The sequence below is a fragment of the Methylobacterium sp. Leaf100 genome, from assembly GCF_001422845.1.
In the GTDB taxonomy this organism is placed as follows: domain Bacteria; phylum Pseudomonadota; class Alphaproteobacteria; order Rhizobiales; family Beijerinckiaceae; genus Methylobacterium.
This window is the reverse complement of the sequence record NZ_LMMW01000007.1, coordinates 34617-49704: the sequence shown is the minus strand read 5'-3', so window position 1 is coordinate 49704 and position 15088 is coordinate 34617. Positions and strand designations below refer to the sequence as shown.

Annotated in this window: 18 protein-coding genes; 13 read left to right on the top strand and 5 right to left on the bottom strand. The window is 72.1% G+C overall.

Features of this window, described 5'->3' with window-relative positions:
• The first annotated feature begins 190 nt into the window (after positions 1 to 190).
• The 10 genes from ASF25_RS06400 to ASF25_RS06355 all read left to right on the top strand — a co-directional run bounded on the left by ASF25_RS06400 (position 191) and on the right by ASF25_RS06355 (position 8757).
• Positions 191 to 1222: a MoxR family ATPase gene (locus ASF25_RS06400; protein ID WP_056303964.1), complete on the top strand. Its 1032-nt coding sequence runs from the start codon at positions 191 to 193 to the stop codon at positions 1220 to 1222.
• Positions 1219 to 2112 (top strand): DUF58 domain-containing protein, encoded by an 894-nt coding sequence (locus ASF25_RS06395; protein ID WP_056303962.1) that lies wholly within the window; start codon positions 1219 to 1221, stop codon positions 2110 to 2112. Before ASF25_RS06400 ends, ASF25_RS06395 begins: the two co-directional genes overlap by 4 nt.
• A complete protein-coding gene (locus tag ASF25_RS06390) occupies positions 2112 to 3035 on the top strand; it encodes a hypothetical protein (RefSeq protein WP_056303960.1) in 924 nt (307 codons plus the stop codon). The genes ASF25_RS06395 and ASF25_RS06390 overlap by 1 nt, the downstream gene beginning before the upstream one ends.
• Positions 3035 to 4099 carry a vWA domain-containing protein gene (locus ASF25_RS06385; protein ID WP_244472922.1) on the top strand — a complete coding sequence of 355 codons (1065 nt, stop codon included), beginning with the start codon at positions 3035 to 3037 and terminating at the stop codon, positions 4097 to 4099. The genes ASF25_RS06390 and ASF25_RS06385 overlap by 1 nt, the downstream gene beginning before the upstream one ends.
• Before the next feature lie 265 nt (positions 4100 to 4364).
• Positions 4365 to 4985: a hypothetical protein gene (locus ASF25_RS06380; RefSeq protein ID WP_056303957.1), complete on the top strand. Its 621-nt coding sequence runs from the start codon at positions 4365 to 4367 to the stop codon at positions 4983 to 4985.
• Positions 4982 to 5980, top strand: a complete 999-nt coding sequence (locus tag ASF25_RS06375) for a vWA domain-containing protein (RefSeq protein ID WP_056303956.1) — start codon at positions 4982 to 4984, stop codon at positions 5978 to 5980. Before ASF25_RS06380 ends, ASF25_RS06375 begins: the two co-directional genes overlap by 4 nt.
• 5 nt (positions 5981 to 5985) lie before the next feature.
• Positions 5986 to 6549: an SRPBCC family protein gene (locus ASF25_RS06370; protein WP_056262470.1), complete on the top strand. Its 564-nt coding sequence runs from the start codon at positions 5986 to 5988 to the stop codon at positions 6547 to 6549.
• Entirely contained in the window at positions 6546 to 7514 is a 969-nt protein-coding gene (locus ASF25_RS06365; RefSeq protein WP_348271324.1) for a YncE family protein, read from the top strand. The genes ASF25_RS06370 and ASF25_RS06365 overlap by 4 nt, the downstream gene beginning before the upstream one ends.
• A complete protein-coding gene (locus ASF25_RS06360; RefSeq protein WP_244472921.1) occupies positions 7511 to 8119 on the top strand; it encodes a hypothetical protein in 609 nt (202 codons plus the stop codon). Before ASF25_RS06365 ends, ASF25_RS06360 begins: the two co-directional genes overlap by 4 nt.
• The gene (locus ASF25_RS06355; protein WP_056168945.1) at positions 8116 to 8757 is read left to right on the top strand and encodes a response regulator transcription factor; all 642 of its coding nucleotides are present in this window, start codon (positions 8116 to 8118) and stop codon (positions 8755 to 8757) included. Before ASF25_RS06360 ends, ASF25_RS06355 begins: the two co-directional genes overlap by 4 nt.
• Before the next feature lie 24 nt (positions 8758 to 8781).
• Here ASF25_RS06355 and ASF25_RS06350 read toward each other — a convergent pair whose 3' ends face one another.
• Positions 8782 to 9396, bottom strand: coding sequence for a flavin reductase family protein (locus ASF25_RS06350; RefSeq protein WP_056262467.1), 615 nt, complete (start codon positions 9394 to 9396; stop codon positions 8782 to 8784).
• Positions 9397 to 9401: 5 nt separating this feature from the next.
• Positions 9402 to 9965 (bottom strand): nitroreductase, encoded by a 564-nt coding sequence (locus ASF25_RS06345; RefSeq protein ID WP_056262464.1) that lies wholly within the window; start codon positions 9963 to 9965, stop codon positions 9402 to 9404.
• 176 nt (positions 9966 to 10141) lie between these two features.
• Between ASF25_RS06345 and ASF25_RS06340 the strand changes: the two genes are divergently transcribed.
• The 3 genes from ASF25_RS06340 to cysC are packed head-to-tail and all read left to right on the top strand — an operon-like array spanning position 10142 to position 12052.
• Positions 10142 to 11062 (top strand): hypothetical protein, encoded by a 921-nt coding sequence (locus ASF25_RS06340; RefSeq protein WP_056303954.1) that lies wholly within the window; start codon positions 10142 to 10144, stop codon positions 11060 to 11062.
• Between the two features lie 38 nt (positions 11063 to 11100).
• Complete coding sequence (locus tag ASF25_RS06335; RefSeq protein WP_056303952.1) at positions 11101 to 11490, top strand: hypothetical protein; 390 nt, start codon at positions 11101 to 11103, stop codon at positions 11488 to 11490.
• 28 nt (positions 11491 to 11518) lie between these two features.
• Positions 11519 to 12052 carry an adenylyl-sulfate kinase gene (gene cysC, locus ASF25_RS06330; RefSeq protein ID WP_244472920.1) on the top strand — a complete coding sequence of 178 codons (534 nt, stop codon included), beginning with the start codon at positions 11519 to 11521 and terminating at the stop codon, positions 12050 to 12052.
• A 12-nt stretch (positions 12053 to 12064) separates the two neighbouring features.
• On the opposite strand, the gene ASF25_RS23530 is transcribed toward cysC, so the two are convergent.
• The 3 genes from ASF25_RS23530 to thrS form a co-directional block, all read right to left on the bottom strand.
• Positions 12065 to 12670, bottom strand: coding sequence for a hypothetical protein (locus ASF25_RS23530; protein ID WP_056303950.1), 606 nt, complete (start codon positions 12668 to 12670; stop codon positions 12065 to 12067).
• On the bottom strand, positions 12667 to 12846 hold the full coding sequence (locus tag ASF25_RS06320; RefSeq protein ID WP_156368878.1) for a hypothetical protein: 180 nt from the start codon (positions 12844 to 12846) through the stop codon (positions 12667 to 12669). The genes ASF25_RS23530 and ASF25_RS06320 overlap by 4 nt, the downstream gene beginning before the upstream one ends.
• Positions 12847 to 12980: 134 nt before the next feature.
• Positions 12981 to 14993, bottom strand: coding sequence for a threonine--tRNA ligase (thrS, locus tag ASF25_RS06315; RefSeq protein ID WP_056303949.1), 2013 nt, complete (start codon positions 14991 to 14993; stop codon positions 12981 to 12983).
• Positions 14994 to 15088: the final 95 nt, after the last annotated feature.

Sequence of the window (15088 nt, the reverse complement as noted above, 5' to 3'; positions counted from 1 at the left end):
TTGCCTATCCGCGACTGGCGCGCCGACCCCTCTCCCCGCTTGCGGGGAGAGGACCGCAGACACCCTGTCGTGTCTGCGGTGAGCGAGAGGCGAAGCCGAAGCGAGGGGGGCGCTCGTAGACCCCGTCGAGGTTCCACCCCTTGGATGCCGTGCACCCGCTTCTCATAAAGTAAACCAAGGCCCCCGCGTGATGAACGAGACCCGCCCCGGCGACGCGATGCTCACCGATTGGCGCGAGGCCGCCGGCCGGTTCGAGCGGGCCGTGGGCGGCGCCGTGGTCGGCCAGGCGCGGGCGATCCGCCTCCTCACCATCGCGATCTTCGCCCGCGGCCACGTTCTGCTGGAGGGCGATGTCGGCGTCGGCAAGACCACCCTGCTGCGGGCCGTCGCCCGGGCGCTGGGCGGCGCCTACGAGCGCGTCGAGGGCACCGTCGACATGATGCCCACCGACCTGATCTACCACACCTACCTCGCCGAGGACGGGCGCCCCCGCGTCGAGCCCGGGCCGGTGCTGCGCCGGGCCGAGGACCTGTCGATCTTCTTCTTCAACGAGATCAACCGCGCCCGGCCCCAGGTGCATGCCCTGCTCCTGCGCCTCATGGCCGAGCGCAGCCTGAACGCGTTCAACCGCGAGTACCATTTCCCCAACCTGCAGGTCTTCGCCGACCGCAACCGCGTCGAGCGCGAGGAGACCTTCGAGCTGCCGGCCGCCGCCCGCGACCGCTTCCTCATGGAGATCGGGATGGAGGCCCCGCGCGACGCCGAGAGCCGCCGCGCCCTGGTGTTCGATCCGCGCTTCCACGACACCGACACCCTCATCGCGGGCATCGATGCCGACGTTCTCGATCACGCGGCGATCCCCGGCATCGCCCGCGCGATCCAGCACGGCATCCAGGCGAGCCCGTCCATCGAGACCTACGTCGTCGGCCTGTGGGAGGCCCTGGTGCGGCCGGGCTCCGCCGGCATCCGGCTCCCCGGCATCGACATGGAGGCCCTGGTGCAGGGCGGGGCCTCGCCGCGCGGCGTCGCCTTCCTCGTGCGCGCCGCCAAGGTCCGCGCCTGGCTGGAGGGCCGGGAATGGCTGGTGCCCGAGGACATCCGCGCCGTGTTCCCCGAGGTGATGGCCCACCGCGTCTTCCTCGAACCGGTCTACGAGATGCGCCGCGCCACCCTCGTGCCCGAGCTCTGCCGCGCCGTGTTCGACACGGTGCCGGCCCCATGACGGTGCTGGATGCGGCGCCGGCCGATGCCGCGCCGGCCGATGCCGGCCCGGAGGCCGACATCGTCTACCGGCCGCGCGGGCGGGTGCCCGGGACGGCGGTGGGTGCCCATCGCGGCCGCGACGCCGGGGGGCTCGGCACCTTCCGCGATCAGGTGCCGTTCCTGCGCATGCCGGATGCCCGCCGCATCGACGTGCGCGCCACCCTGCGGGATCCGTTCGAGGGCACCCATGTGCGCCGCTTCGAGAGCCGAACGGCCATCGAAGTCTGGGCCCTCGTCGATCTCTCCGCCTCCATGCGCTACCGCGGCGCGGCCGACCGGATGGCGCTCGCCGCCGCCCTGTGCGGGGGGCTCGCGGCGTCGGCCACCCGCATCGGCGACGGCTTCGGCCTCATGGGCTGCGACGGGACCCTGCGGGAGGACGTGTCGATGCCCGTCACCCGCCGGCGCGGGATCGGCGCCTCCGTCCGGGCCCGCCTGGTCGCGGCGCGCTGCACCGGCGCGCGGGCCGACGGCATGCGCGAAGCCGCCCGCCGCCTCGTCGGACGCCCCAAGATCGTGTTCGTGGTCTCGGATTTCCGCTGGCCCGAAGCGCTCATCGTGGAGGTCTTCGCCTCCCTCGCCCGCCACGACATCGTGCCCGTGGTGCTGGCCGACGCCTCCGAGGACGAGGATCTGCCCGCCTGGGGCCTGATGGAACTCGACGACCTCGAGGGCGCCGGGCGCCGCACGGTGTTCATGCGCCCGGCGCTCCGCCGGCGCTGGCTCGCCCACGAGCGGGCCCGCGCCGACACCCTGCGCCGCATCGCCATGACCTACGGCCGCCCGCCGTTCCGCCTCGAAGGGCGCTTCGAGGCCGACGCCCTCACCCGCCACCTCATCGGGACGTGATGCGCGGTCTTATCCCTGTTCTGGTGGTCCTCCTCGCCGTGTCGGGCGCGGCCGAGGCTCAGGTGCGCACCGTCGAGGTTCGCGCGCCGCGCGCCTTCGGCTACGTCCTCGGCGACCTCGTGCGGGCGCAGGCCGACATCGTCGTGGATGCGGGCTTCACCCTCCAGAGGGCGTCCCTGCCGCAAGCCGGCCCCCTGGCCTACTGGCTCGACCTGCGCGACCTGCGCGTCGAGGACTCCGTCGCGGGCGATGCCCGGCGGGTGCGGATCTTCCTGACCTACCAGAGCTTCTATGCCGCCCTCGACGCCCGCGCCCTGGAGATCCCGGGCTTTGCCGTGACCTTCGAGAGCGCCAGCGCGCATGGCGCCACCACCACGACGGCGCAGGTTCCAGCCTGGCAGTTCACCATCTCACCCCTACGGGAGGTGGTGCCGCCCGCCCGCGAGAACCCGGCCGACTATATGCGGCCGGACGGGCGCGTCGCCGCCGTCGATGTACAGCCCCTGTGGTGGCGGGCCGGAGGCGTCGCGGCCCTCGCCCTCCTGGCCTTCGGGGCGCTCGCCCGCGACCGGGCCTGGGGGCCGTTCCGGGCCCGGCGCGGGCGCCCGTTCGGCGCCGCCCTGGCCAGTCTGCGCCGCCTCGCGCGCCGCCCCGACGCGGACGCCGCCTACGGGGACGCCCTGCGCGCGCTCCATCGCGGCCTCGATGCCACCGACGGCCGCCGGGTGCTGGCCGACGACCTGCCGGGCTTCCTCGCCCGCCACCCCGCCTGCCGCCCGGACGCGGCGGGTTTGCGCGACCTGCTCGCCGCCTCGCGCCTCGCCTTCTTCGGTCCCGGCCCCGCCGCCGCCCGCGCCGCCCTGCCCTGGCCCCAGCTCGAAGCCCTGGCCCGGCGCCTCGCCGCCGCCGAGCGGGCGGCGTGATGGGCGGCGCCACCCCGATGGAAGCCCTGTCCCGGTTCGCCGTCGACACCCCCCAGGTCCTGTGGCTGCTGCCGCTGGCCCTGTTGCCGTTCCGGGCGTCGGCCCAGCGCGTGGTGCCGGTGGCGGCCCTCGACGCCGGCCCGGCCGACCCGCTCTCGCGCGCCATCGGCTGGGCCCTGCGGTTCGCCGGATTCCTGGCGCTCGCCGGCCTCGTCGTCGGCATCGCCGGCCCGTATCACCGGGGCGAGACGGTGACCCGCACCGGGATCGGCGCCCAGGTGTCGATCCTGGTCGACCGCTCGGGCAGCATGAACGAGACCTTCGCGGGGCGTCAGCCGTCCGGCGCCGAGGAATCGAAGGCCGCCGCCTCCCGCCGGCTGCTCGGCGACTTCGTCGGCAGCCGCGCCCACGACCAGTTCGCCGTGACCGCCTTCTCCACCGCCCCCATGCTGGTGGTGCCGATGACCGACCGGCACGAGGCCGTGCGCGCCGCCATCCGGGCCATCGACCGGCCGGGCCTCGACTACACCAACGTGGCCCGTGGCCTCGCCATGAGCCTGTCCCAGTTCGGGGCCCAGGGCGGGACCGTCTCGCGGGCGCTGCTCATCGTCTCCGACGGTGCGGCGGTGATCGATCCGCGCGTCCAGGGCACCCTGCGGGCCGAGTTCGCGAAGATCCGGCCCAACCTCTACTGGCTGTTCCTGCGCACCAAGGGCTCGCCCTCCATCGCCGACAAGCCCGCCGGGGAGGACACGCCCCAGGCGGCGCCCGAGCGCCACCTCGACCTGTTCTTCAAGAGCCTCGGCACGCCCTACCGCGCCTTCGAGGCGGAGGGCCCCGAGGCGGTGGCCGCCGCCATCCGACAGATCGAGGCCCTGGAGCGCGACCCCATCCCCTACACCGAGCAGCGCCCGCGCCGCGACCTGTCGTGGGTGGCCTTCGGGGTGGCGCTGCTCGGGCTCCTCGTCCTCGTGGCGGGCAAGCTCGCGGAGGCGGATGTGCGGCGGGGGCGTAGGGGCATTCCGCAGGCGGCCGAAGCTCCATCCGAAAGGATCGCCGCATGAACCCGGCTCCGCATCGTTTCACGACGCTCGTGAGCATCCCCCTCGCCCCGCTTGCGGGGAGAGGGTTTCGGACCCCTTGCCGGGGCCGAAACGAGGCGGCAGCCGAAGGTGAGGAGGCCGCTCCGCCCGAGGCTCATCCGGCGAGACCCCCTCACCGTCGCTTCGGCTTCGCCTTCGCTCACCGCAGGCACGACGGGGTGCCTGCGGTCCTCTCCCCGCCTGTCGGGGAGAGGGGGACGCGCCCTATCGCCTTGGAGGCCACCCGATGACGGCGCTCGCCTTCCCCACCGAACGCGCAGGCCCCCTCCTCCGCACCCGCATCGTCAACACCCTCCGGCGTGCCCGGCCGCGCCTGCTCCTCGCCCTGCCGGTGCTGCTCGGCCTCGCGGCCCTCGGGTTCGGCGTCGCGGCGTGGCGGGTGGCGCGCGACAACGCCGCGATCGGTGCCCTGCAGGCCGGGCGCGACGTGCCCGTGGGGACGGACGCCTCCGCCCCCCTGCTGCTCGCCCGGGTCCAGCACCTCGCCCGGCGCGGCCTGCCCGAGGGGATCGAGCCCCTCGTCGAGGCGCTCGCGCGGGCCGGCGACACCGACCGGGTGGCGCGCGCCCGCTACGCGCTGGCCAACACCCGCCTGCGGCAGGCCTTCTCCCATCTGGAGCGCGGCGACCTCGACCCGGCCGGGCCCCTCATCACCCTGGCGCGCCAGGATTACCGGCGCGCCCTGCAGAACGCGCCCGACCTCTGGGACGCCAAGTTCAACCTCGACGTCGCCTCGCGCCTCCTGCGCGACTTTCCCGAATTCGACCGCAAGACCGGCGACGAGCTGAAGGCCGAGCCGAAGCAGATCTGGACCGAGGTCCCGGGCCTCCCCAGGGGGGCACCATGAGGGTGCATCTCGCCCGCAACCTGCGCGACGGCCGGTTCCAGGCCCTGGCCGGGGCGGCTTTCCTCGTCGTCCTCGCCCTCGTCCTGCCGGCCGTGCCGCTGACCCGGACCGGGGTCTCGGTGCTGGCCGTGGTCGACATCACCGGCAGCATGAACGTGCGCGACTACGCGAGCGCCGACGGCAAGCCGGCGAGCCGCCTCGACACGGCGCGGGGGGCCCTGCGCGACCTCGTCACCGCCCTGCCCTGCGGCTCGCAGGTGGCGCTGGGCCTGTTCACCGAGCGCCGGCCGTTCCTCCTGTTCACGCCCATCGAGGTCTGCGCCGATTTCGCGCCGCTGGACGGAGCCCTGGCGGCCCTCGACTGGCGCATGGCCTGGGAGGGCGACAGCCGCATCTCCGCCGGCCTGTTCCGCGCCGTGGAGATGGCGGCCAGCCTCGATACCGACCTCCTCTTCGTCACGGACGGGCAGGAGGCGCCGCCCCTGCCCAGCACGGGCGGGCCGCGCTTCGAGGGCAAGCCCGGCGCCGTGCGCGGGCTCATCGTGGGGGCCGGCGCCTACGCCCTGTCGCCGATCCCGCGCTACAACGACCGCGGCCGCGAGATCGGCTTCTACGGGTCGGGCGACGTCCAGCAGGAGAACCGCTTCGGCCCGCCCCCGGCCGATGCCGAGAGCCGCGAGGGTTACAACCCGCGCAACGCCCCCTTCGGCGGCATCGCCGCCACGGGCAACGAGCACCTCTCCTCCGTGCGCGAGCCCTACCTGAAGACCCTCGCGGGCGAGACCGGCCTCACCTACGCCCATCTCGACGGGCCCGGCGGCCTGGCGGCTCCGCTCCGTGCCGCCGCGACCCCGCGCCCCCTGCCCGGCCGCCTCGACCTGCGCCCCTTCCTCGGCGGGGCCGCCCTGGCGCTCGTCCTCGCCGCCTTCCTGTTTCCCATGGTGCGCGCCCTCCCCTCGGGTCGCGCACGCGCCCTCACCCTGAAAAAGGCCTGATCCGTATGCGCCTCGTCGCCCCGACCGTGTTCCTCGCCCTGTTCGCCCTCGCCGCCCCGGTCACCGCCGTCTCGGTCACCCCCGTTTTGGCCCACGGCCCGACGCCGCAGAAGGTCGACCAGTCCGTCACCATCGCGGCCAAGCCCGAGGCGGTGTGGAAGGTGGTCGGCACCTTCGCGGCCATCGACACCTGGCACCCCGACGTCGCCAGGAGCGAGGCCGTCGACGGCAACGCCGCCGGGGGACGGCGCAAGGTCACCCTCAAGAACGGCGGCACCCTCGACGAGGGCCTCGACGAGATGAACGACAAGACCTTCACCTACTCGTACCGCCTGTCGGATGCCGACCTGAAGGCCCTGCCGGTCTCGTCCTACTCGGCCACCCTGACGGTGACGCCCGACGGCGACGGCTCCAAGGTCGAGTGGCTCGGCCGGTTCTACCGGGGCGACACCGGCAACGAGCCGCCCGAGGACCTGAGCGACGCCGCCGGCAAGGCGGCGATGAACGCCTATTTCGGCAACGGCCTGAAGGGTTTGAAGGCCAAGGTCGAGGGTGGCAAGGCCAAGTGATCGGGCGGGTCGCCACGCTCGCCCTCGCGGCCCTCCTCGCCGGCGCGGTCTCCGGCCCGGCCTTGGCGGAGAAAAGCTCGGCTGAGAAGGGCTTGGCCCAAACCGTCTACGCGGTGAGCCAGGAGGGCGGCACCCTGACGCCGGTGGCGCCGTCGGGGGCGGCGATCCCCGTGGGCAAGGGGCCGGCGCAGGTGGCGGCGGGGCCGGACGGGCGGCTCTACCTCGCCCATTCGGACACCCATACGGTGTCGGTGGTCGACGGGCCGAGCGGCGCGGTGCTGGCCCGCCTGCCCTTCGCGGGCCAGCCCTTCGGCGTCGCCGTGGCCCCGGATGGCCGGAGCCTGTTCGTCGGCGACTGGTCGGGGGCCCGCGTGGTGCGACTCTCCACCGCCACGGGTGCGGTGGAGGGCAGCGTCGGCGTCGGGCGCGATCCGGCGGGTCTCGTCCTCGACACGCGCGGCCGCCTCTACGTCGCCGACCGCGAGAGCCGTCAGGTCAGCGTGGTCGACACCGCGACCATGACCCGGATCGCCACCGTGCCCGTCGGCGAGGGACCGTTCGCCCTGGCGCTGAACCCGGCGCAGGACCGGCTCTACGTCGCATGCGTGCGCAGCGGCGACCTCCACGCCATCGACACCGCCACCCTGACGATCGTCGGGCGCGCGGCCCTCGGCGGCATGCCGTACGGCGTCGCGGTGAGCGGCGACGGCGCGCGCATCCTGGTCACCAACCAGCAGGCCGGCACCCTCGTGGTCCTCGACGCGGCCCTGACGCCCGTCGCGACGATTCCCGTGGGCCGCTATCCCGAGGGCGTGGCGGTCTCGGGGGACACGGCCTACGTGGCGAACTGGTTCTCGGATTCCGTCTCGGTGATCGACCTTCCCACCCTCGCGGAGACGGCGCGGCTGCCCGTCGGCGAGGGACCGCGCGGCCTCGCCGTTCTGATGTCGAAGGAGATCCCATGACGGAGCGGCGGCGGCCTGCGCCCTTCCGGCGGCTCGCTCTTTGCCTCGTGCTCGGGCTCTCGGCCTGCGACAAGCCGGAGGAGCCCGCGGAGGCGTCGCGCGCGCCGGAGGAGCAGACGGTGGTGGCGACGAGATCGGATGCGGACATCCCGCCCTGGCTCTCGCCGACGGATGCCATGGAGCCGGCCCGCTGGCTCGCCAGCCGCGAACTCGGCCGCCCGGTGCCCGAGGTCGGATCAGGGGTCGATCACCTGCGCCACAGCCTCGCCCGCGCCAAGGACGCGTTCATCGAGGATCCCCGCATGGTGGCCAACCGCACGGTGCAGCTCGGGCAGATGCTGGTCGAGGCGGGCACGCCCGAGCCCTATGCCGACCTCCTCGACGGCCTGGAGGCCGTGGCGGCGGTGACCACGCGCAAGCAGCTCTACGGCGAGATGTGCCAGCAATACTACAACACCCGCCGGCAGGGCGCCGACCGGGCCACCGCCCTGGCCCGCCTCACGGAGCGCTACGCCGCGCAAGGAAGCGGGGACGACAGGGGGGGCGGGGATCACGACGGGAACGACAGATCAGGCCCGACCCCCGCTCCCGGGGCGGCGCGATGACGAGCGTCCTCATCGTGGACGACCATCCGGTGATCCTGCGGGGCTTCCGCCGCATCATGGAGGACGCCGGGGTCGAGACCGTCCACGAGGCCACCGACATCGTCGGCGGCTACCGCCTGTTCCACCGCCTGCGGCCCGGCATGGTGGTGGCCGACCTCACCTTCCGCACGGGGGCGCTGGCGGGCCTGTCGCTGATCCGTCAGATCCGCGCCCTGGAGCGCGACACCCGCATCCTCGCTTTCAGCATGCACGACGATCCCGTGATCGTGTCGCGTGCCCTGGAGAGCGGGGCCACGGGCTACGTGTTGAAGGACGTGCCGGCGGCGCAGTTCCACGCGGCGTTCGAGACCGTGCGGGCCGGGCGGAGCTACCTCGACCACGACCTCGCCACCCGCGTCGCGGTGCTGGGCCTCGCCGGGCAGCGGGCGCCGCTCGCCGACCTCACGGCCCGCGAACTCCAGATCCTGTCCCTGCTCGGCCGGGGCCAGTCCTACCAGACCATCGCGGACGGCCTCGCCGTGAGCTACCGCACGGTGATCGGCGCCTGCGCCAGCCTGCGGCACAAGCTCGGCGTGCGGACGCTCGCCGAACTCATCCACGTGGCCGTCTCGCAGGGCGAGGGCGGCCTGACGCGGTGAGGCGCCTCCTCTGACGGGGGCGAGTTACCGGCCCCCGCCGCCCGCCGGCCGCTCGAGGGAGAAGCGCGTCTCCGGCTCGGCGGTGAAGTAGTCGAAGGCGCCCGCGCGCAGGATCGGCCGCATCGCTCCGGTGTCGACGACGCCGTCCACGATGAAGGCGTCGTCGATGTAGATCGACACCACCTGCCCGATCACCAGGAAGTGGTTCGCGTCCCCGCCGCCGAGCGGCGTCAGCGGCACCGTCTGCACCCACTTGCACTCGATGGCGGCGGGCGATTCCCCCACCCGTGGCGGCCGCACATTTCGCGATGGGACTGGCGTGAGACCCGCGAAATCGAACTCGCTCTGCCCGCGCGGCAGCGGGGCCGAGGTGGCGTTCACTGCCTCCCGCAGGGCGTAGGTGGCGAAGTTGCACACGAACTCGCCGCCCTCCTCCGCGAAGGTCATGGCGTCCTTGCGGCCCGAGGACGAGAACATCACCATGTCGGGGCCCGAGGCCACGGCGTTGAAGTACGAATAGGGCGCCAGATTGACCTCACCGGCCCGGTTCATCGCGCTGATCCAGCCGATGGGACGGGGCGCGACGAGGGCCTTCAGGGGATTGTGCGGCAGACCCTTGGTCTCGGAATCGTAATGCATGGGGCTCAGATCCGGGTGACGATGTCGGACAGCACCGGCCGGGGCCGGTCGCCCGGAACCTCCTGGGGATGGCCGATGTGGATGAAGCCCGCGAGCTTCTCGCTCGGGGCGAGCCCGAGGGCGTCGAGGACGCGCCGGTCGTAGGCGTACCATTCCGTCAGCCAGGACGTGGCGTAGCCCGCCGCGTTGGCGGCGACCACGAGGTTCATGCACACGGCGCCCGCCGACAGCACCTGCTCCCATTCGGGGATCTTCACGTGCGGCCCGGCGCGGGACACCACCACCACCACCACGGGGGCGTGGGCGAGGCGGGCCCGCTCCAGATCGAGCCGGCCGGAATCCGCCTCCGGATGGTCGGCCGCGTAGGTGTCGGCGATGACGGTGCCGATTCGCACCCGCGCCTCGCCCGCGATGACGAGGAAGCGCCAGGGCGCGAGCTTGCCGTGGTCAGGCACCCGGGCGGCCAGCGTGAGGAGCGCGTCGAGTTCGGCCGGCGCCGGGCCGGGGCCGTCGAGGCGCATCGGGGGCACGGAGCGGCGGGTGCGCAGGAGATCGAGGGTGGCGTTCATCGAGACCTTTTGCGAGAACTTTTGGGAGGGATGAGGCGGAGTCCGTTGGAGTCTTGCGGTGCTGCGCGTGATCTAGCATGGATCTCGGGCCGAGAACGCCGGTCATGCCGTCGCCACGCTCTGGTTCCAGAGCATGCGGATCGGACGCGCGAAGGATGCGCGAAGGGAGAGGTCGCATGACGAGGGGCCCGATGCTCGGCGCCGCACTGTCGGTCGCACTGTCGGCCCTGCTGGCGACGCCCGGCGGCGCCCAGGAGAGCGGCTTCCACAACCGGATCGGGCCGAACCTGCCGACCCCCTCCGTCACCGGGCCGGAGCTGCCGCCGCCCGTGGCCCAGGCCGACGCCGCCCTGAGCCTCAAGGCGGTGTTCGCCGGCAGCGACAAGCCCATGCGCTCGGGGCTGGCCTGGCGCATCTACGAGGACCGCGCCGACGGCGTGCGGCCGGGCATCGTCGCGCGCTCGGAGGCGGCCGAGCCGACCTTCACCCTGGCGCCCGGCGCCTACGTGGCCACGGTCACGTACGGTTTCGCCAGCGCCTCGAAGCGTCTCACCATGGCGGGGGTGCCGGTCTCCGACGGGCTCAGGGTCAATGCCGGAGCCCTCAAGCTCTCGGGGGCCATCGGCGACGTGAAGATCCCGCCCGCCGAGGTGGCGTTCTCGGTGTTCGTGCCCATCGGCACCAATTCCGAGGGGCGCCTGGTGCGCAGCGGCGTCAAGGCCGGCGAGCTGCTGCGCCTGCCCGAGGGCACCTACCACGTGGTCTCGACCTACGGGGAATCGAACGCCATCCAGCGGGCCGACCTCAAGGTCGAGAACGGCAAGGTCACCGACGCGACCCTCAGCCACCACGCCGCCACCGTCACCCTCAAGCTCGTGGCCGCCGCCGGGGCCGAGGCCTTCGCGGGTACCGCCTTCAGCGTCCTGACGCCGGGCGGCGACACCATCCGGGAGGCCATCGGCGCGTTCCCCCAGGTGGTCCTGGCGGAGGGCGACTACGTGCTCATCGCCCGCCACGACGGGCAGGTCTACACCCGCGAGTTCAAGGTCGAGAGCGGGCTGGACCGGGACATCGAGGTGGTCGCCAAGGCGACGTGACCCTCGCCCTGATCGCTCCGTCGCCGCGAGACCGCCCCATGATCCTTCACCGCTGGATTTCCGTCGGCCTGACCCTCGTCACGCTCGTCGCCCCGGCCGCGCACGCCCAGCCCCTCCCGGAGGCCTCCGCGCTTCCGCCGGAGATCGCGCAGGCCGCCGTCGCGCTCCTCGGCCGGGGCCTGAAGGCGCCCGAGACCGCGCGCTTCGACCGGCTCCGCATGGGCCGGGCCGGGGCCGTCTGCGGCCAGGTGGACACCACGAACCGGATGGGCCAACACGTCGGGCCGCGCGGCTTCGTCGCCGATCTGGAGGCGGGCTTCGCGGCCCTCGTCCCGGACGGGGCGGAGCTGCGCAACCCGGCGAGCCCGGCGCATTACGCGGCGATGCAGAGGGCGCTGGCGCTGTTTGCCGCCAACTGCGCGGCCTGATAGGCCGCCCGGCATGAAGGAGTCGCCCATGACACCCGCCCTTACGAAGCCCGCCATCGTCTGGCTCACGGGCCTGTCCGGCGCGGGCAAATCGGCCACGGCCGAAGCGCTGCAGGACCTGCTCGCCGCGCAGGGACACCAGGCCACGATCCTCGACGGCGACGAACTGCGCCAGGGCCTCAGCCGCGACCTCGGCTTCGGCGACGCCGCCCGCATCGAGAACATCCGCCGGGCGGCCGAGGTGGCGCGCATCCTGGCGCGCTCCGGCATCGTCACCATCGTCTCGCTGATCTCGCCGTTCCGCAAGGAGCGCGCCCAGGCCCGCGCCATCGCGGGGGAGATCCCGTTCCTCGAAGTCTACGTCGATGCGCCGCTGGCCGTGTGCGAGAAGCGCGACCCCAAGGGCCTCTATCGCCGCGCCCGTGCCGGCCTGATCCCGAACTTCACAGGCATCGACTCCGCCTACGAGGCGCCGGCCGAGCCGGACCTCCACCTGCACACGGATGCGGGCACGCCGCAGGACGGCGCCGCGCGCGTGGCCGTGGCGTTGGGCAAGCTCTGAAGGGCTGAGGGCCTATCGGATGGGAAGCGGCAGAAACAGGCCCAGGATACACCGGGGGTTGCGGACGGCGATCTGCGTGTGGCTTCGCCGCATGTATCCCGCGCCCGGGTAGAGCTCACCGCCCTCCGTGAACATCCCCCTCACGGTATCGTAGGGTTCCAGTTCGGGGACCCCCTTCCCCGCACTGTCGATCATGCTGTGAAGATGTTTGATCACGGCCCGGTCCAGGAACCGCAACAGACGATCGGAATTCGGGTCGCCCTTGACGTTTCGGTTTTCCGGGAGCGGCAGGCCCGCCATCGTCTGCGTTGCCACGAAGGAATCGTAAGCCAACCGAACGATCCCGAGATCCTCGCGATTGGTCAGATCGAGGCAATGTCTCAAATCGATGACCGCACCCACGACGAAGGGCTTTGCCGTCGTTGAGGTCGCGAACTTCGCTTCGGCCCATTCCCAGGCGCGTTTCGGATCGGACTCCCAGAAATACGCCCCGGGCCCGAGCCAGTCGTAGTCCTTGTCGCTCTGAATGAGTGCGGTATCGCCACGGATTGCCTCGCGCCCGATGGCTTCGTCGCATCCGTGGTAACCCAGGACGAAGGAAGTCGCGAGACGGCTCAAGCGGCGCGTGTCGCCTTCTCGTCCGGACCACCGAAAGTCGCGCGAAGCTCGCCGTCCTTCGTATAGATGCCCTCCTCGATGAGGGCCGCCCGCGCGGCAGCGGGACTTGCCGTATTCGCGGCGGTACGCTTGGCGATCAGAACCTTGATGGCCGCACGACGCTTTTCATCCGTCATGATCCCGGCACCTCCGACGTCGATCGCGCATGGCAGCGCGCCGTTGATCCCCAATCATAGGAAGAAACGCGGCGGACGTGCAACCGGCTCCCGAAAGCCCCTTCCGATCGTTGGATCGAAAGGGGCGCAGTCCCTCAAGGCGTCGGCGCTTCCTCGTTCTGGCCGTCGAGGGTGACCTCCGCGCTCGGCACGCTCGCCGCGATGCTGTCGGCGCGGATGCGGTCGGGGGAGGTCGCTTCCTCCACCAGGGCCGCGAGGGTCTCGTCGAGGCCGCCCGTGCGGGTGTGCTGGCTGCCCAGCCGCCGGACCGAGACCGTGCGCTCCTCGCCCTCCTTGCGGCCCACCACGAGCATCACCGGCACCTTCGCCAGCGAATGCTCGCGGACCTTGTAGTTGATCTTTTCGTTTCTCAAATCGGCTTCCACCCGGAGGCCGAGGCGGTCGGCGGCCGCCACCACTTCCCGTGCGTAGGGGTCGGCGTCCCCCGTGATGGTCGCCACGACGATCTGCACGGGCGCGAGCCACAGCGGGAAATGCCCGGCGAAATGCTCGATGAGGATGCCCGTGAACCGCTCCAGGGAACCGCAGATGGCGCGGTGGACCATGACCGGCGGCTTCTTCCCGCTGTCGGCATCGACGTAGAACGCGCCGAAGCGCTCGGGCAGGTTGAAGTCCACCTGGGTGGTGCCGCACTGCCAGTCGCGGCCGATGGCGTCGCGCAGCACGTACTCGAATTTCGGCCCGTAGAAGGCGCCCTCGCCCGGGTTGATCGCCGTCTTGATCCGGCCGCCCGACTGCTCCTCGATCTGGGCGAGCACGCGGGTCATCACTTCCTCGGCGTGGTCCCACAGGGCGTCCGACCCGACCCGCTTCTCGGGCCGCGTCGAGAGCTTCACCACGATGTCGCCGAAGCCGAAATCGGCGTAGGTCGACAGGATGAGGTCGTTGATCTTGAGGCACTCGGCGGCGAGCTGGTCCTCGGTGCAGAACACGTGCGCGTCGTCCTGCGTGAAGGCCCGCACCCGCATGAGCCCGTGCAGCGCGCCGGACGGCTCGTAGCGCGAGACCGCGCCGAACTCCGCCATGCGCAGGGGCAGGTCGCGGTAGGATTTCAGGCCGTGCTTGAAGATGAGCACGTGGCCGGGGCAGTTCATCGGCTTGATGGCGAAGACGCGCTCGTCCTCGGTCTTCGTGACGAACATGTTGTCCCGGTACCACTCCCAGTGGCCGGAGGTCTCCCAAAGGGCCTTGTCGAGGATCTGGGGGGCGTTGACCTCCTGATAATCGCCCTTCAGGCGCCGGCGCATGTAGGCGATGAGCTCCTGGAACACCGTCCAGCCCTTGGCGTGCCAGAACACCACGCCCGGCCCCTCCTCCTGGAAGTGGAACAGGTCCATCTCGCGCCCCAGGCGGCGGTGGTCGCGGCGCTCGGCCTCCTCCAGGCGGTGCAGGTAGGCGTCGAGGTCCTCCTTGGTGGCCCAGGCGGTGCCGTAGATGCGGGTCAGCATCGGGTTGTTGGAGTCACCGCGCCAATAGGCGCCCGCCACCTTCATGAGCTTGAAGGCGGTGCCGACCTTGCCCGTCGAAGTCATGTGCGGGCCGCGGCACAGGTCGAACCAGTCGCCCTGCCGGTAGATGTTGAGGTCTTCGCCGGGGGGAATCGCGTCGACGAGTTCGACCTTGTAGGCCTCGCCCTTCTCCGAGAAGATTTTTCGGATATCGTCGCGCTTCCAGACTTCCTTGGTGAAGGCGGCGTCACGCGCGATGATTTCGCGCATTTTCGCTTCGATCGTCGGAAAATCGTCGGGGGTGAACGGCTGGTCGCGGGAAAAGTCGTAGTAGAACCCGTTCTCGATGACGGGCCCGATGGTGACCTGCGTCTCCGGCCACAGGGCCTGCACGGCTTCGGCGAGCACGTGGGCGCAATCGTGCCGGATCAGCTCGAGGCTGCGCGGATCGGCCCGGTCGAGGAACTCGATGCGGGCATCGTGCTCGATGAGGTCGGAGAGGTCGCGGACCCGGCCGTCCAGCGCCATGGCGACGGTGCGCTTGGCGAGCGACTTGGCGATGCCCTCGACGACGGCGCGGCCGGTGACGGCATCCTCGAAGCTGCGGGTGTTGCCGTCGGGGAAGGTCAGGATGGGCATCGGGATCACTCTCGCGGTGGCTCACTCCTGCGAACGCAGCAGGTAAGCCGGGTGGTGTGGGATCGGGCGCGACACGCGCCGTGCCCGGCCGTTTA

Coding starts and splice junctions, on each gene's coding strand:
- ASF25_RS06400 (WP_056303964.1), top strand. CDS start 191: ATGAACGAGACCCGCCCCGGCGACGCGATGCTCACCGATTGGCGCGAG.
- ASF25_RS06395 (WP_056303962.1), top strand. CDS start 1,219: ATGACGGTGCTGGATGCGGCGCCGGCCGATGCCGCGCCGGCCGATGCC.
- ASF25_RS06390 (WP_056303960.1), top strand. CDS start 2,112: ATGCGCGGTCTTATCCCTGTTCTGGTGGTCCTCCTCGCCGTGTCGGGC.
- ASF25_RS06385 (WP_244472922.1), top strand. CDS start 3,035: ATGGGCGGCGCCACCCCGATGGAAGCCCTGTCCCGGTTCGCCGTCGAC.
- ASF25_RS06380 (WP_056303957.1), top strand. CDS start 4,365: ATGACGGCGCTCGCCTTCCCCACCGAACGCGCAGGCCCCCTCCTCCGC.
- ASF25_RS06375 (WP_056303956.1), top strand. CDS start 4,982: ATGAGGGTGCATCTCGCCCGCAACCTGCGCGACGGCCGGTTCCAGGCC.
- ASF25_RS06370 (WP_056262470.1), top strand. CDS start 5,986: ATGCGCCTCGTCGCCCCGACCGTGTTCCTCGCCCTGTTCGCCCTCGCC.
- ASF25_RS06360 (WP_244472921.1), top strand. CDS start 7,511: ATGACGGAGCGGCGGCGGCCTGCGCCCTTCCGGCGGCTCGCTCTTTGC.
- ASF25_RS06355 (WP_056168945.1), top strand. CDS start 8,116: ATGACGAGCGTCCTCATCGTGGACGACCATCCGGTGATCCTGCGGGGC.
- ASF25_RS06350 (WP_056262467.1), bottom strand. CDS start 9,396: ATGCATTACGATTCCGAGACCAAGGGTCTGCCGCACAATCCCCTGAAG.
- ASF25_RS06345 (WP_056262464.1), bottom strand. CDS start 9,965: ATGAACGCCACCCTCGATCTCCTGCGCACCCGCCGCTCCGTGCCCCCG.
- ASF25_RS06340 (WP_056303954.1), top strand. CDS start 10,142: ATGACGAGGGGCCCGATGCTCGGCGCCGCACTGTCGGTCGCACTGTCG.
- ASF25_RS06335 (WP_056303952.1), top strand. CDS start 11,101: ATGATCCTTCACCGCTGGATTTCCGTCGGCCTGACCCTCGTCACGCTC.
- cysC (WP_244472920.1), top strand. CDS start 11,519: ATGACACCCGCCCTTACGAAGCCCGCCATCGTCTGGCTCACGGGCCTG.
- ASF25_RS06320 (WP_156368878.1), bottom strand. CDS start 12,846: ATGACGGATGAAAAGCGTCGTGCGGCCATCAAGGTTCTGATCGCCAAG.
- thrS (WP_056303949.1), bottom strand. CDS start 14,993: ATGCCCATCCTGACCTTCCCCGACGGCAACACCCGCAGCTTCGAGGAT.